The sequence below is a fragment of the Candidatus Zixiibacteriota bacterium genome, assembly GCA_035574315.1.
Taxonomy (GTDB): Bacteria; Desulfobacterota; Binatia; order UBA9968; family UBA9968; genus DATLYW01.
This window is the reverse complement of record DATLYW010000005.1, coordinates 1-13,130: the sequence shown is the minus strand read 5'-3', so window position 1 is coordinate 13,130 and position 13,130 is coordinate 1. Positions and strand designations below refer to the sequence as shown.

Here is a 13,130-nt window from a genome sequence, read left to right as displayed (position 1 = left end):
CTGCATGACCGAATCGCTTTTCGCCATCCTGCCGGTGATCCTGCTGATCCTGGCCGCCGAATTCGTGAACGGGTGGACCGACGCTCCCAACGCGATCGCTACCGTGGTCTCGACCCGCGTGCTCTCGCCCTACCAGGCCCTGGCGATGGCGACGTTCTTCAACGCCCTGGGCGCGATCTCGGGGACGGCGGTGGCCGCGACCATCGGAAAGGACATCGTCAAGCCGGAAGTCATCAATCTCACGACCGTCGGGGCCGCCATGGTGGGCATTATCTGTTGGAGCACCCTCGCCTGGTACTACGGTCTGCCGACGAGCGAAAGCCATGCCCTGATCGCCGGTCTGACCGGCGCCGGGCTGGCCACCGCAGGCCCTTCCGCCCTGCTGTGGAGCGGCTGGAGCAAGGTGCTGATCGGGCTCGTCTTCTCGACCTTTCTCGGCTTCCTGGGCGGGCTCCTGATCATGGGGGCGCTCTACCGCTTCTTCGCCGGCAGCCGCCCGGGATCGGTGCGCCTGGTTTTCGGCCGGCTGCAAATCCTTTCGGCCGCATTCATGGCCTTCAGCCACGGCTCCAACGACGGCCAGAAGTTCATCGGCGTCTTCAGCTTGGCCTTGCTTCTCGGTGGAATCGTTCCGGAATTTACGACGCCTACCTGGGTGATTCTCGTCTGCGCCGCCACCATGGCGATCGGAACCGCGGTCGGCGGCTGGCGTATCGTCCGCACGATGGGGCTCAGGCTGACCAGGCTGGAGCCGGTGCACGGATTTGCCGCCGAGACCGGAGCGGCGCTCACGATCGAGGTGGCGACGCGCCTCGGCATCCCGCTGAGCACGACTCACACGATCAACACCAGCATCATCGGGGTAGGAGCGACCCGTCGCTTCTCGGCGGTCCGCTGGGGGGTAACCCTGGAGATAGCAGCCGCCTGGATCCTGACGTTCCCCGTCTGCGGCGCGATCGGCTGGCTGTCAGCGAAGGCGTTCCTGTGGTTGCAGTAGACGCGGCGGCACGGGCGCCGGGAATCAGCGCGAGGTGAAGGAATAGCTCCGGACGGTCTGATCCTTGTTGAAGACGATGTGCAGCTCCTTGGAATCCCGGAGCTGGCCCAACTCGTAATACTGATAGGAGTAGGTCCAGGTTTCGTAGCCGTTTTCCAGCCCCTTCCGCAGTGGCTCGCCGAAGTGGGCGAAGATCTCGCGCTGGGTCGTGACGTTGTTCTCGATGCTCTTGACCGGCGTGGTCGGGAAATCGCGCCCGACGTAGAGACAACCCGAAAGCAGCAGGCAAACCGCCGCCGATCTCCAGAAGGATTTCGTCCTCACCTCAAATCTCCCGCCGCCCCTCCAGGGCCTTGCTCAGGGTCACGGCATCCGTATATTCGAGGTCGCCGCCCATCGGCAACCCCCGCGCGATCCGTGTGACCGCGATTCCCAACGGCTTGATTACCTTCGACAGGTAGAGGGCCGTCGCCTCTCCGTCCATCGTGGGATTGGTGGCCACGATCACCTCCCGGACCGGCTCGCTCTTCAACCGCTCCAGCAGCTCCTTGATCCGGAGGGCTTCCGGCCCCACTCCGTCGAGAGGCGAGATGGTGCCGTGCAGCACGTGGTAGAGGCCGCGGAACTCCTGCGACCGCTCGACCGCGATCAGGTCGGCCGGATCCTCGACCACGCAGATCTTGTCCCGCTCGCGCCGATCGCTGCGGCAGATCGCGCAGAGCGCTGCCTCTCCGGTTGCAGGGTCGGCCTCGCTGAAGCCGAAGCAGCACCGGCACAGCCCCATCTCCTTGCGCAGGCGGGCGATGCTGTCGGCCAGGCTGAAAACATCTTCCTTGCGTCCCCGGAGCATGTGAAAAGCGAGGCGCGCCGCCGACTTCTCCCCGATGCCGGGAAGCTTGGAAAGCTCCTGAATCAACCGTTCGAGCGGAGCGGGGTAGCTGCTCATAGCGACAGTCCTGGAATCTTGAATCCTCCGGTGATCTTGCTCATTTCGGCCGAGGCCATTTCCCGCGCCTTGCGCATCCCGTCGTTGATCGCCGCCAGAACGAGATCCTCGAGCATTTCCCGGTCCTCGGGATTGAGCGCCGCGGGATCGATCTTGACCGCCGAGACCGTGAGCTGGCCGTTCACCGTTACCCGCACCATCCCGCCACCCGCCGAGCCCTCCACCGTCTTGTGGGCCAGCTCTTCCTGGACTTTTGCGATCCGCGCCTGCATCTCCTGCGCCTGCTTGAGCAGGTTGCCCATTCCGGGCATGCCTTGCGCCATATCTCCTCCTCGCTCTCGGGCAGCGCTCAGTTCTCCCGCCGGACCGTCTTGACCTCGCCGTGGAAGATCCGCAGGGCCTCCTTGACAAACGGGCTTGTTCCGTCTTCCACGGGCAACGCCGCAGACGGCGGGCGGGAACCGCCTTCGGTCGCCGTGTGCGTGAGGCGGATCACGGTATCCGCGGCGAAGAACCTGCTGGCGAATTTTTCGAGCAGAGAGAGATTTTCCCGGTCCTGGAGATAGCTGAGGTGATGCCGTTCGGCGACCCCGATCGTGACCGTTCCCGGCGCGATCTCCAGCGCGTTGCCGAAAGCCAGATGCGAGGCCAGGAGCTTCTTTTCCCTGCCGACAAACGCCACGAACTCCTGCCACAGCCGCTCGTTTTGCAAGGCCGGCGTCGCCTTGGGGATCGATGTCGATGAAGAGGTTGCCCCCGGAAGCGGCTTCGCCGGGGCTTCCGCCCCAGGCGGAGATCCTCCCGGGGAAGCCGCCGCAAGCCGCGTCTCCAGCTGCTCCAGCCGTTCGATGAGCTCCGAGACCGGCAGCGTCTGCGGGAGCGTCGCCATCCGCACCAGCGCCGCCTCGAGCGCAAATCGGGCGTTGGCGGAGCGGCTCAGCTCCTCGTCCGCCGCCGCGATCACCTCGAAATAGTCGAGAAGGGCGTCCGCGGAAAGGCTTTGGGCCTGAGAAGCGAGCGCCGCGATCTCGTGGTCCGGGAGATCGATCAATTGCCCGTCGTCGGGTGCGCCGTCGCCGGCCGCCGAAGCCGCCCCGCCAGCCAGTCGGACCACCAGCAGGTTACGAAAGTGCTCGACCAGCTCCTTCGACAGGCGGTTGAGATCCCGGCCGAGGGCGACGGCTTTCGCCACCATCTCGAGACAGCGTTTCGCGTCGCCCCGGAGGACGGCCTCGGAGATCTCGTAGAGCGCCGACCGCTCCGCCAGGCCGAGGACCTCCTGGAGCGTTCGTTCGTCCACGGGCGGACGTTTTTCCTCCCGTCCTCCCGTCTCCGCGAACGCCAGGACCTGCTCCAGCAGCGACTGCGCGTCCCTCATGCTCCCGTCCGCCTCGCGAGCCAGCAAGGCCAGCGCACCGTCGGTGATCTCGAGCCGCTCGCTGGCGGCGATCTCGCGCAGACGGCCCACGATCTCCCTCAACGAGATGCGGCGGAAGTTGTAGCGCTGGCAGCGGGACAGAATCGTCTCCGGCAGCCGATGCGGCTCGGTCGTTGCGAGAATGAACTTGACCGACGGCGGCGGCTCCTCGAGCGTCTTCAACAGGGCGTTGAACGCTTCTTTCGTAACCTGATGGACTTCGTCGATGATGTAGATCTTGAACCGGCACCGGGCAGGTTGGTATCGGGCGTTCTCGATGATCTGCCGGACTTCGTCGATGCCGCGGTTCGAAGCGCCGTCGATCTCCAGCACGTCGATCGCCGAGCCGCCGGCGATCTCGCGGCACGGGGTGCAGTCGTTACACGGGGACGGCGTCGGGCCGCGCTCGCAGTTCAACGCCTTGGCCAGAACCCGAGCCGCGGTGGTTTTGCCGACACCGCGAACGCCCGCGAACAGGTAGGCGTGGGCCAGCCGGTTCATCCGTATCGCGTTCTGCAACGTCCGGATGATGGGCTCCTGCCCGACGATATCCTCGAACGACTGAGGGCGCCATTTTCGCGCCAGAACGACGTAGGACACTGACTAAGCTCGCCGCTGAACGGCCTCGCCCCCGGGGATTATTGCGGTGTGGAGTGACGCGCGCCCCATCGGCCCTCGCCGTGGATACTCATTGCTGACAGCCAGGTTTCCCTATGGCACAGGGGAACATCCGTTACCGTTGCTTCCTTCCGGACCTGGCGGGGTTCACGGCGCCACCTTGCACAGGACCTAACTATCAGCAATCGGTATCCACAACGCGGCGCGCGTCGTCGGCAACCCAAACACTACGCCGATCACCGGCAGGAATCAAGAATGACCTGACGCCCGTTCGACGAGCGTAAGGTGGCGGAGAGGGGGGGATTCGAACCCCCGGTACCCTTATTAGGAGTACACACGATTTCCAGTCGTGCACCTTCGACCGCTCGGTCACCTCTCCGGACAGCCGCCGCCCGCTGCCGACCTGATCGCACGCCGATTGCCGCGCGCGCGGCTACAAAGCTACCACAGGGTCGCCGGCTTTTCTACAACTCGGCGACGGCCGTCAACTATCTTTACGCTCGCGTTTCCGGGCTCGATCGACGCTAAATCCCCGCTTGCGGCGCGCTTTTGTCGCCCGGACCGGCCGGCGGCCGGGCGCAGCTGTAAACGATGCGGACAGAACGGCCGGAGGTTCGTTTGCCGAAGCCTCGCAAAGACGGCGCAAAGACACGCTTTTTGCCGGTGGCACCCGTGTTGCTCCAAGAGACCGGCGAAGAATTTCGCCTGCGCCGGGAGATGACGATGAAACGACCCACCCAAGCGAAAACCCGCGCCGCGAAAGATCGCTCCGCTGGCCGCGAAGACGACTCCGTCCGGCCGTTGACCGCCGTGGAAGCGACCCGTGCGAAGGCGAACTTCCCGGGGATGAAGCTGATTCCGTGGAGCGAGATCTGGAGCTCCCTCAAGGTCGCCCGCGCTCGAGGCGACGGGAAGATGATCGAAGTTTTTTACGAGACCCTCTACAAGGAAGCCGTGTTCGACGATCGCGGCGCCTGGTCGCTGGAAACCAGGCGACCCCGCTGAACCCCTACCCTTTCGCCCACGCACCGCCTCTCGAGCGGAACCCGCCTTGGCGCGCCCTTGGCAGGGAGGCCCGCTTCGGCCTAGAATCCGGCCAGCTTCTCCCGGGAGGGAACCGATGAAACCGGAAAAGGCCAACCTGGTCGTAACCGGGCTCAAGGAAGCCGGCGTCAACTTTGCCGCCGGAGTTCCCGATGCCCAGTTCATCGACGTCTACCGGATGATCGCCGCCGACCGCGAGCTTCGCTACGTCGGCGCGGCGAACGAGGCCGAAGCCGCGGGCATCGCCATGGGAGCCTGGTTCGGCGGCCTGAAACCGGCGCTGGTCGTGGCCACCTCGGGGCTCCTCGTAGCGACTTACCACCTGGCGCGGATCAACCTGCTGCACGAGGTGCCGCTGTTGATCGTCATTCCGTATCGCGGCGACCTGGGCGACCCGAGGTGGATGGGCCTCTATCAGAAAACCACCGAGCCGGCCCTGCGGGCCATGGACATTCCTTACCGGATCGTCACTCGATCGGCCGATGTCAAACGGGCTTTGAAGGACTGCCACGAAAGCGCGCGCGCCTGGCTGCGCTGCGCAGCCGTGCTGCTGACGGAGGAGGCGTTATGGTAACTCGCTTCGCGCTGCTGCGGGAGCTGGCGTCGATGATCGCCGACGACGTGATCGTCGTCGCGAGCATCGGCAACAACAGCGGTTTCTGGGGACAGATCGCCGAGCGCGAGGCCAACCTGTTCCACGTCACCATGGGGATGTGCACGCCCGCCGCTCTGGGCCTCGCTCTGGCGTTGCCGAACCGCAAAGTGATCGCCCTCGACGCCGACGGCAATCTCACGCTGAACCTCGGCGTTCTGGGGACGATCGCCAACGAGAGCCCCGGGAACCTGATCGTGATCGTCATGAACAACCGCAACTACCTCGGAAGCCACAAGACCGAGCCCGGCATGCCCACTGCAACCGCGGGCAAGATGAGCCTTGCGGGGGTCGCCCGCGAATGCGGCATCGCCAGCTGCTGGACCGTCGACGAGGCACCGCAGTTCCGGGAAAAACTGCAGCTCGCGCTGTTTCGCCCCGGCCCGCACTTCATCGACGCCCGCATCGAGCCGCTCGACACCGACCGGCCGCCGAAGACCCGGCGGATTCCCGATCCGCGCCAGAACAAATATCAGTTCGCCAGCTATATTGAGAGGACCGCGGGAGTGCAGATCCTCGGGGGAGGTCTGGGAAACTTCGGCTGACGGCGAGAATCCCTCCGCTCCCGTTCGAACCGTCCGGAACTTTAAATCGCTAGCGCTGCCGGGCGCTCCGATGGAGCGACCGCAAACGGAGCTTCTGCAATTCGCTGTTCGCAGCCAGCTCGTTGCTCGCCGCCGCCGTGTCCAGCTCCGCTCTCGAACCGATCAGCGGGGCGGGAGCGGCTGAGTGCCCCCGAGCATCTTGTAGAAATCGACGACCTCCGTGTCCCGGGGAAGCTCCCGAATCGCCTTCTGGTGCGCGTCGGGCAGCAGCGGCGAAGCCTCCTCCCCCGTCAGTTTCCGGTATTCCGCGAGAAACTCCGGATCGGTAAAGATCTTCCGCATCGCTTCCCGCAGGATTTCCGCCCGCTCCGGCGGCGTGCCCGGCGGCAAGGCGAACGGGGACCCCGCCAGCCGGAAAGTGCGGTGCAGCGCCAGCAGTTTTCGGTCTTTTTCCGATCGCGCGAAGCTTTCCAGCTCGGGGAGCCCGGAAAAACGCGGGTGCTTGTCCCCTTTTGGAATCTCCAGAATGGCATGGAAGTCCACGAGCCCTTTCTCCAGGAACTCGGGATTCTGCCTCACCACGCTGCTGGCCACTCCGGTCTGCGCGTCCAGCTCCCCGCGCAACATGGCGGCGTCGAGCTCGGGGGACGAGTAGCCGGTGATGAACTTCGGCTCTTTCAGGTCGAGGAGATAGGCGAAAAGCCGACCGGTGTAGTAGACGGGATGACCCACCGTCTGGGCGCCGATCCTGAGGCCCGAAAATTCCCTGAGCCTGGCAAGGCTGCCGAGCCCGACCTTTTTGCCCGTAAAAAAGACGTAATGGGAGGCGCTGTTCGGCGAGCCGAGGTAGATGAATTTGTCGAGATCGTACTGGACGCCCGGCTCGCCCAGGATCGCCGACGACACCATCCCGCCCGGCATGCTTCCGATCGTCAGGCCGTCAGGCCGGGCGCCGCGATAGATGTGATTGGCGGCCTTGCGGCCTCCCGCCCCGGGCATGAACTCGATCAGGATCGTGGGGTTCCCGGGAACGTGCTTCTTCAAGAAGTTCGCCACGGCTCTGGTGCGCATCTCCCCGACGCCTCCGGGTGCGCCGCCCCGGATGATGGTGATGGTCTTGCCCTGGTAGAACGGCGCCTGAGCCCGGCCGGACGGAGCGCACAGGAAGAACAGGAAGGCGGAGAGTGGAAAGGCGAGGCCCGCTTTCGGGAGTCTCATGGCTCCTCCTCCCGCGGCGCGACCGGCCGCGGTCTCTCACAGGCGGTAGAGCCGCGCTGCGTTTCGCCACGATATCTTTTCCCGGTCGTCCGCCGACACCTCGCGCAGGCAGCGCTCCCGCGTCTCGCGGGTCCGCGGCCAGGTGGAGGTCGCCGACGGAAGGTTGCCGCACCACAGAATGTGATCGGCTCCCACGTAAGAAACGAACGGTGCGATCGGGTCGAACCACGACGTCAGGAAGCACTGCCGGTGAAACATCTCCGAAGGTTTGAGATCGTAGCCCTCGCGCGCAAGTCCGTCGTGCTCGAACTGGTGATCCGCCCATTCCATGTAGAGCATGGCCCAGCTCAACGCGCTTTCAGCGAACACGAGCCGGAGCTGCGGGTGGCGAAGCAGGATGCGCGAGAACGAGTAGAGGGATAGCACGAACACGCTGGACACCGGTCGCGTCACCGCGTCGAGCGCTTCGGCGAGCACCGGCCGGAGCCCCGGCGCCGGCCCGTATTGCAGCTCCGCCGACGCTCCCGCGTGCAGGCAGACCGGAACGTCGAGCTCTTCGCACGCCGACCACAGCGGGTCGTACTCCGGACCGCTCACGTGCGGCACCCTGCGGAGGTGCATCGGCAGCGAGGGAAAAACCACGCCCCGATGGCCCATGGCGACCGCGCGCCGAATCTCCTGGACGGTCTCCTCGACCGGCCAGATGGGGACGATGCACTGCGGGACGAAGCGTTCGCTCGCCGCGCCCCAGCTCTCGATCAGCCAGTCGTTGTAGGCCCGGACGCAGGCGATCTCCAGCTCCGGATCCTCGAGCCGGCCGAATGCCTCGCCCGCCAGACCCGCGACCGAGGGATAGAGGACCGAGCAATCCACGCCCGCCTCGTCCATGGCTCTCAGCCGCGCCGCCGGGTCGTAAGCCTCAGGGGGCACTTCCTCCCAGCGGCGCGGGTCGCGCCGGTCCGGCGTGAACGCCCCCGCCCTGGCGGCCGCCCCGCCGAGCAGCACCTTTCCGTCGAGAACCCAGCGCTCCGCGCCGTCGGAGGTGCGCTCGAGTCGGGGAATCCTCTCTCCCCAGCGGCTCTTCGGCAGGCGCCGTGTCCACAGATCGGGCGGCTCCTGCACGTGATCGTCGGCGCTGATGCATCCGTACCGCAGGTTCATGGCGCCTCGCTCCGAGCGCTCCCTTCCCGGATCTCCGCCCGGACCCGGTAAAGGCGCAGCGCGTTCTCGTAGAGCAGCTTTCTTCGGTCCTCCGGGGGAACGTTCCCGAGCACTCGTTCGATCTCGTCCCACGAGCGCGGATAATAAGAAGCCACGTGCGGAAAATCCGACTCCCACATGATGTTATCGATGCCGATGTCGTGGCGCAGCTTGATGCCTTCCGCCTCGAACCAGAAGTTCACGTACATCTGCCGGCGCACGGTCTCGCTCGGTCGAGCGCGCAGCCCTTCGGTCCACAGCCGGCGCGTCTCCCATTCGTGATCGCAAGCCGCGATCACGTAGTTGAGGCCGCCGATGCCCGCCTCCGCGAACACGAACTTCAGGCGCGGAAAACGCTCCGTGAGGCCGGAGAAGATGAGATGCGGGATGACCTGCGCCGGAGTGACCGCCGAGGTGGCGGTCATCGCCGAGTGGGCCTGCCGCGGCGTGTATCCGCTCCATTTGCGCACCGACGCACCCGCGCGGAGACCCGCCGAGCCGTGGACGTGCACCGGCAGACCGAGCTGCTCGCACACGTCCCAGACCGGATCCCAGTGACGATCCGTGAGGTGAGGCAGGGGCCTCGGCATTTCCCCGAGGCAGTTGATGCCGCGATGACCCAGCGCGGCGGCCCGCTCGACCTCGCGCGCGATCGTGCCGGGCTCGCTCAGATAAGGAATGATGGCGAGCGGCAGATAGCGGTCGCTCGCCTGCGCCCAGTCCCCGAGCGCGTCGTTGTACGCTCGCACGACGTCGAGCTCGAAGTCGCGGTCGCCGAACTCGAAGAACGTGCCGCCGGGAGGATTGGGAAAAAGCACCTCCGCGTCGACCCCGTCCCGATCCAGCGCCTTCAGCCGTTCGCGCGGGTCGAAAGCCGTCCGCGGCACTTCCTCCCACCGCTTCGGAAAGGTCGGGAACGGCTCGCCCATGAGCGCGGGACAGTTGCACACGTCTCCGTCGGAGACCTTGCCGTAAACCGACCATCGGTCGGCGACGGCGCCATTCTCCCGGACCTCGACGACCCGCGGGATGCGGTCGCCCCATTTGCGCGCCGACATCCGGCTCGTGTAGGTGTCCCGGTCGAACGCCGCGTGAGAGTCCGCGCTGATCAGCCCGTATCTGAGCTCCATCCCTCCTCCTCGCCGTTCCGCCGGACGGCGTTCGCAGCTTTCCCGGTCGATGGATGCCGCCCGGCTCTCAACGGCTCGCCGCAGACGCCGAGAATGCCGGGCGCCATGCTACCGTCCCGGGAGCGTCGCCGCATCTCGATCGAACAGATCCTCGTAATCGATCCTGGCCGGCGACAATCCCTGCTCGTGCGCGTATTGCGTGATCGCGTCCAGAACGTGCCGGTTGTCCTCCACGTTGTAAGGCCAGTAGTGCTCTCCCATGAGGGCCCGCTGCTCCTCCACCGCGGCGGCCGCCCACGAGATGACGAGGACCTGAGGATCCGACCCCTCCAGGCGGTCGAAAGCCGCGTCCCGCGCCCGGCGGAAGGCCTCCAGCAGCGCAACCGGCGCATCCGGGTGGGCATCGACGAAATCGCGCCTGAGCGTCACCACGTGGCTGATGGGAAAGATTCCCGTCCTCCTGAAGTATTCCTGCTCTTCCCGTTTGTAGTCCTGGAACAGCCGCCGCACCCGGGGATCCCGGCGCGAAATCGAGGGCAAAACGTTGGGGCCGATGACCGCATCGAGCGTCCCGCCGACCAACAATCGTTCAGGATCTCGTCGGGATCGGCGTCCGTGGGAGCGGACAGCTTCTCGATCCGCATCCCGGGCGCCGCGACTCCCTCCTTCACGCGCAGCGCCATCCAGCGGACCGACGCCAGGTCCACGCCGTAGTAATGCTGGAGCGCGCCCCGGGCCCATACGCCCGCGGTGTTGTCCCACTGCATGATGCCGACACGCCTGCCGGCAAGGTCGCGCGGCGATCCGATGCCGCTCCCGGAGTTGACGAAAATGTAGGAGAGGCGGAACTTGCGGTTGGGAAAAGCGGGAATCGAAAGATGCGGCGCCCCTTTCGCATGAGCCACGATACGGGCCGCGAAGCCGCAGTCCCATGCGTCCGCTTCCTCTTCGCTGCCGACGATCTCGAAGTCGAACCCCTCGACCCGTACGGTCCCCTCCGTGAGCGGCCGATTGGTGTCGACGGCAGGCTCCCGGAAATAGAACCGCAGCTTCGGTTGCGCCACGAGAACCCTCCCCGGCTTCGGCGCTCCGACAGCGGCGCCGCTGAACACCCCGGAATCTAGGCAGGGTCGGGCGGAAATTTCAAGCGATAGCGAAGGCCTCTCGGTTCTCCGGAGGCCAGGATCGAGCTCACTGCGACGGCGAAACGATCCGGTAGCGCCCCAGGCCAAAACTGGTCCCTTTACCCGCGTGGGCCAGATCGCAGAACCTTTTCATCAAATACATGCCCACTTTCCCGGCCGCGTTGTCTTTCCCTCGCTTCGCTTTCATTGAATCCTTCGGTTAGGACAACACAATTCTGTTGAAAGCTAAAGGTGATGTGCCTGTGTTTTTCGGTCCTTTGATTGCCGATCCATGTCTGGTTCGCGTGCACGGATTCTTTGCACGCGAAATCTCGATGTTGCAGGGCGAAAAGCCATCGCTTCGGTTCTCGCCGCCAGTGCAGCCATCGCAAACGAACATGGACCATCCGCAGCGTCAGCCATCAACAAAAGTTTCGACCCCATAACCGTAGCCCCAACGCCGCAAATTCTCCTCGTGAAGCCGTCTGACCTCCCCCAGGTGTTGCAGGTCAAAGGTAAAGATTCGACCCCTTTTGCGTCATGTGTACCCCTTTGTAGATGTTTACAAAGTCCTCGACGCTTTCGAGGGCGCCGGAAAGTAGACCTTTCGATATGGCCTTGTGCAGGTCAGCTTGCCTAGCAAGACGACGCTCTCGTGTTCTTCGAAGAACTTGCTGCGCGGCAAAGGCGTAGGCCGCGACGCCAGCCGCTGCGCTAAAGATCCCGAGTATGCGTTCGTCAAATAGTTGGGTGAGTGTGCTCACGCGTTCCCCAATGATCTCTAACTATTGAGTCAACTGTTCCGTATATTCCGGTTCATCGGGGATCGTCGGCCGCGGAGATCTTCCTGTAACCTCAGGGGCTTGTCAAGGAAATCTCCATGGCTCTACGCCGTTCATACACTGGTCCGTGTATTGCCGTTATACCTGCCGATTTGGGAGAGGCCGCCCAGGCTGTCCACCGGGCTGCGGACGCCCTTGCCACCCCGGTTTAAGACACGGGTGTAGATCATTGTGGTGCTCACGTCCTTGTGGCCAAGCAGCTCTTGGACGGTCCTGATGTCGTAGCCGTCTCCTAAGAGATGGGTCGCGAAGGAATGCCTCAACGTATGCGGGCCGGCTGGCTTCGCGATACCGGCCTTGCGCCTGGCTTCTTTGACGGCCTTCTGAAGCACCGACTCGTGGAGGTGATGGCGGCGCTTCTCTCCGTTCTGCCGGTCGGTGCAATGCGCTGATGCCGGAAACACCCACTGCCACCCCCATTCTTTCCCCCGTTGGGATACTTGCGCTCCAGGGCCAGGGCAGCCCCACCTACCCAGGCCTTGCCGCAAATCCTCCTCGTGAGGCCGTTTGACCTCGCGGAGGCGTTCTCGGTCAAAGGTAAAGATTCGACCTCCGCTTTCCCGGCGCCGGCCGCTCGCGACCGGTCGGCTGCATTAAGGCGTTAGCGAGCCACCCGCCTACGGCTCGTAAATTCCGGTTACGGCCTTCGCGAAATTGTCCCGAAGGTCTTTCTTCAGCGCTAGAGCATGGAGGTATCCCGCTGGTGCATGCACTGAGTCAACGATATCCAGCACAAAATGCCGAATGCTGATCTCGAATCGCTGTTCCGCATCGAGCGACAGGCCGGACGTGACGGCTTCATGTATCGGAGGACTTATTGGGACGATTCGTAAGTGATGTTGTCCGTCATCGTGCCAATATCCCCATGTTGTCTTCTTGCCCTTGAAATTTCTGACCGCTTTGGGCTGAGCAAGATGAACGATCTTGTGGCGAAAGATGCTCCACAGGAGCGAGCACTGGTCTTCTGAATAGTGCATGAACCGCCGTGCATACGCCTTTGCGCGGTCAGTTATCCCTTTCGATGAACTTGCGTCACCCGAGAGCAATGCTCCGAGCAGATCAACGGTCGAAAAGCAGTAAAGCAAAGCCGGAAACGCAGCCGTCGCGCCCTGTATGCAAACAGTAACGTCCCGCTGCAATGAGTCGGTTCGCTCGCGAAGAAAAGTGCGAGCAAACTGAAGCAGTTCATTTGTGTCTGCGAATATTGCCATAGGACCAACTTTGACAGGCTCGCTAACTATTGAGTCAACTGTTCTGTATATTCCGGTTCATCGGTGATCGTCGGCCGCGGAGATTTTCCTGTAACCTCATGGGCCTGTCAAGGAAATTTCCATGGCTCTACGCCGTTCATACACTGGTCCGTGTATTGCCGTTATACCTGCCGATTTGGGAGAGGC

Annotated in this window: 16 protein-coding genes, 1 tRNA gene and 1 other RNA gene; 4 read left to right on the top strand and 14 right to left on the bottom strand. The window is 64.2% G+C overall.

Going from position 1 to position 13,130, the window contains the following annotated elements; translation table 11 throughout:
* Positions 1 to 4: 4 nt before the first annotated feature.
* Positions 5 to 997, top strand: a complete 993-nt coding sequence (locus VNN77_00580; GenBank protein HXG49885.1) for an inorganic phosphate transporter — start codon at positions 5 to 7, stop codon at positions 995 to 997.
* A gap of 24 nt (positions 998 to 1,021) precedes the next feature.
* On the opposite strand, the gene bamE is transcribed toward VNN77_00580, so the two are convergent.
* The 6 genes from bamE to VNN77_00550 all read right to left on the bottom strand — a co-directional run bounded on the left by bamE (position 1,022) and on the right by VNN77_00550 (position 4,357).
* Positions 1,022 to 1,321 carry an outer membrane protein assembly factor BamE gene (gene bamE / locus VNN77_00575; GenBank protein HXG49884.1) on the bottom strand — a complete coding sequence of 100 codons (300 nt, stop codon included), beginning with the start codon at positions 1,319 to 1,321 and terminating at the stop codon, positions 1,022 to 1,024.
* 1 nt (position 1,322) lies between these two features.
* A complete protein-coding gene (gene recR / locus VNN77_00570; protein HXG49883.1) occupies positions 1,323 to 1,943 on the bottom strand; it encodes a recombination mediator RecR in 621 nt (206 codons plus the stop codon).
* Positions 1,940 to 2,266, bottom strand: coding sequence for a YbaB/EbfC family nucleoid-associated protein (locus VNN77_00565; protein ID HXG49882.1), 327 nt, complete (start codon positions 2,264 to 2,266; stop codon positions 1,940 to 1,942). The genes recR and VNN77_00565 overlap by 4 nt, the downstream gene beginning before the upstream one ends.
* Positions 2,267 to 2,292: 26 nt before the next feature.
* The gene (dnaX, locus tag VNN77_00560; protein HXG49881.1) at positions 2,293 to 3,960 is read right to left on the bottom strand and encodes a DNA polymerase III subunit gamma/tau; all 1,668 of its coding nucleotides are present in this window, start codon (positions 3,958 to 3,960) and stop codon (positions 2,293 to 2,295) included.
* Between the two features lie 96 nt (positions 3,961 to 4,056).
* An RNA gene (gene ffs / locus VNN77_00555) (signal recognition particle sRNA small type) lies at positions 4,057 to 4,155 on the bottom strand.
* Between the two features lie 109 nt (positions 4,156 to 4,264).
* Positions 4,265 to 4,357, bottom strand: a tRNA-Ser gene (locus VNN77_00550).
* Positions 4,358 to 4,701: 344 nt separating this feature from the next.
* Here VNN77_00550 and VNN77_00545 point away from each other — a divergent pair.
* The 3 genes from VNN77_00545 (at position 4,702) to VNN77_00535 (ending at position 6,219) form a co-directional block, all read left to right on the top strand.
* On the top strand, positions 4,702 to 4,983 hold the full coding sequence (locus tag VNN77_00545) for a hypothetical protein (protein ID HXG49880.1): 282 nt from the start codon (positions 4,702 to 4,704) through the stop codon (positions 4,981 to 4,983).
* A 115-nt stretch (positions 4,984 to 5,098) separates the two neighbouring features.
* The gene (locus VNN77_00540; protein ID HXG49879.1) at positions 5,099 to 5,596 is read left to right on the top strand and encodes a thiamine pyrophosphate-binding protein; all 498 of its coding nucleotides are present in this window, start codon (positions 5,099 to 5,101) and stop codon (positions 5,594 to 5,596) included.
* Positions 5,590 to 6,219: a thiamine pyrophosphate-dependent enzyme gene (locus VNN77_00535; protein ID HXG49878.1), complete on the top strand. Its 630-nt coding sequence runs from the start codon at positions 5,590 to 5,592 to the stop codon at positions 6,217 to 6,219. Before VNN77_00540 ends, VNN77_00535 begins: the two co-directional genes overlap by 7 nt.
* A gap of 162 nt (positions 6,220 to 6,381) precedes the next feature.
* Here the strand turns inward: VNN77_00535 and VNN77_00530 are convergent, their stop codons facing one another.
* The 8 genes from VNN77_00530 to VNN77_00495 all read right to left on the bottom strand — a co-directional run bounded on the left by VNN77_00530 (position 6,382) and on the right by VNN77_00495 (position 12,944).
* The gene (locus VNN77_00530) at positions 6,382 to 7,437 is read right to left on the bottom strand and encodes a hypothetical protein (GenBank protein HXG49877.1); all 1,056 of its coding nucleotides are present in this window, start codon (positions 7,435 to 7,437) and stop codon (positions 6,382 to 6,384) included.
* 36 nt (positions 7,438 to 7,473) lie between these two features.
* Entirely contained in the window at positions 7,474 to 8,598 is a 1,125-nt protein-coding gene (locus VNN77_00525; GenBank protein ID HXG49876.1) for an amidohydrolase family protein, read from the bottom strand.
* A complete protein-coding gene (locus tag VNN77_00520) occupies positions 8,595 to 9,767 on the bottom strand; it encodes an amidohydrolase family protein (GenBank protein ID HXG49875.1) in 1,173 nt (390 codons plus the stop codon). The genes VNN77_00525 and VNN77_00520 overlap by 4 nt, the downstream gene beginning before the upstream one ends.
* Positions 9,768 to 9,875: 108 nt before the next feature.
* Positions 9,876 to 10,277 carry a hypothetical protein gene (locus tag VNN77_00515; protein ID HXG49874.1) on the bottom strand — a complete coding sequence of 134 codons (402 nt, stop codon included), beginning with the start codon at positions 10,275 to 10,277 and terminating at the stop codon, positions 9,876 to 9,878.
* Positions 10,193 to 10,831, bottom strand: coding sequence for a hypothetical protein (locus tag VNN77_00510; GenBank protein HXG49873.1), 639 nt, complete (start codon positions 10,829 to 10,831; stop codon positions 10,193 to 10,195). Before VNN77_00510 ends, VNN77_00515 begins: the two co-directional genes overlap by 85 nt.
* A gap of 127 nt (positions 10,832 to 10,958) precedes the next feature.
* On the bottom strand, positions 10,959 to 11,099 hold the full coding sequence (locus VNN77_00505; protein ID HXG49872.1) for a hypothetical protein: 141 nt from the start codon (positions 11,097 to 11,099) through the stop codon (positions 10,959 to 10,961).
* Between the two features lie 687 nt (positions 11,100 to 11,786).
* Complete coding sequence (locus VNN77_00500; protein ID HXG49871.1) at positions 11,787 to 12,137, bottom strand: tyrosine-type recombinase/integrase; 351 nt, start codon at positions 12,135 to 12,137, stop codon at positions 11,787 to 11,789.
* A gap of 213 nt (positions 12,138 to 12,350) precedes the next feature.
* A complete protein-coding gene (locus tag VNN77_00495; GenBank protein ID HXG49870.1) occupies positions 12,351 to 12,944 on the bottom strand; it encodes a hypothetical protein in 594 nt (197 codons plus the stop codon).
* Positions 12,945 to 13,130: the final 186 nt, after the last annotated feature.

What these genes read in the sequence shown, in the direction of transcription:
- VNN77_00580 (HXG49885.1), top strand. Translation starts at nt 5, where the DNA reads ATGACCGAATCGCTTTTCGCCATCCTGCCGGTGATCCTGCTGATCCTG.
- recR (HXG49883.1), bottom strand. Translation starts at nt 1,943, where the DNA reads ATGAGCAGCTACCCCGCTCCGCTCGAACGGTTGATTCAGGAGCTTTCC.
- VNN77_00565 (HXG49882.1), bottom strand. Translation starts at nt 2,266, where the DNA reads ATGGCGCAAGGCATGCCCGGAATGGGCAACCTGCTCAAGCAGGCGCAG.
- VNN77_00545 (HXG49880.1), top strand. Translation starts at nt 4,702, where the DNA reads ATGAAACGACCCACCCAAGCGAAAACCCGCGCCGCGAAAGATCGCTCC.
- VNN77_00540 (HXG49879.1), top strand. Translation starts at nt 5,099, where the DNA reads ATGAAACCGGAAAAGGCCAACCTGGTCGTAACCGGGCTCAAGGAAGCC.
- VNN77_00535 (HXG49878.1), top strand. Translation starts at nt 5,590, where the DNA reads ATGGTAACTCGCTTCGCGCTGCTGCGGGAGCTGGCGTCGATGATCGCC.
- VNN77_00530 (HXG49877.1), bottom strand. Translation starts at nt 7,437, where the DNA reads ATGAGACTCCCGAAAGCGGGCCTCGCCTTTCCACTCTCCGCCTTCCTG.
- VNN77_00525 (HXG49876.1), bottom strand. Translation starts at nt 8,598, where the DNA reads ATGAACCTGCGGTACGGATGCATCAGCGCCGACGATCACGTGCAGGAG.
- VNN77_00520 (HXG49875.1), bottom strand. Translation starts at nt 9,767, where the DNA reads ATGGAGCTCAGATACGGGCTGATCAGCGCGGACTCTCACGCGGCGTTC.
- VNN77_00505 (HXG49872.1), bottom strand. Translation starts at nt 11,099, where the DNA reads ATGAAAGCGAAGCGAGGGAAAGACAACGCGGCCGGGAAAGTGGGCATG.
- VNN77_00495 (HXG49870.1), bottom strand. Translation starts at nt 12,944, where the DNA reads ATGGCAATATTCGCAGACACAAATGAACTGCTTCAGTTTGCTCGCACT.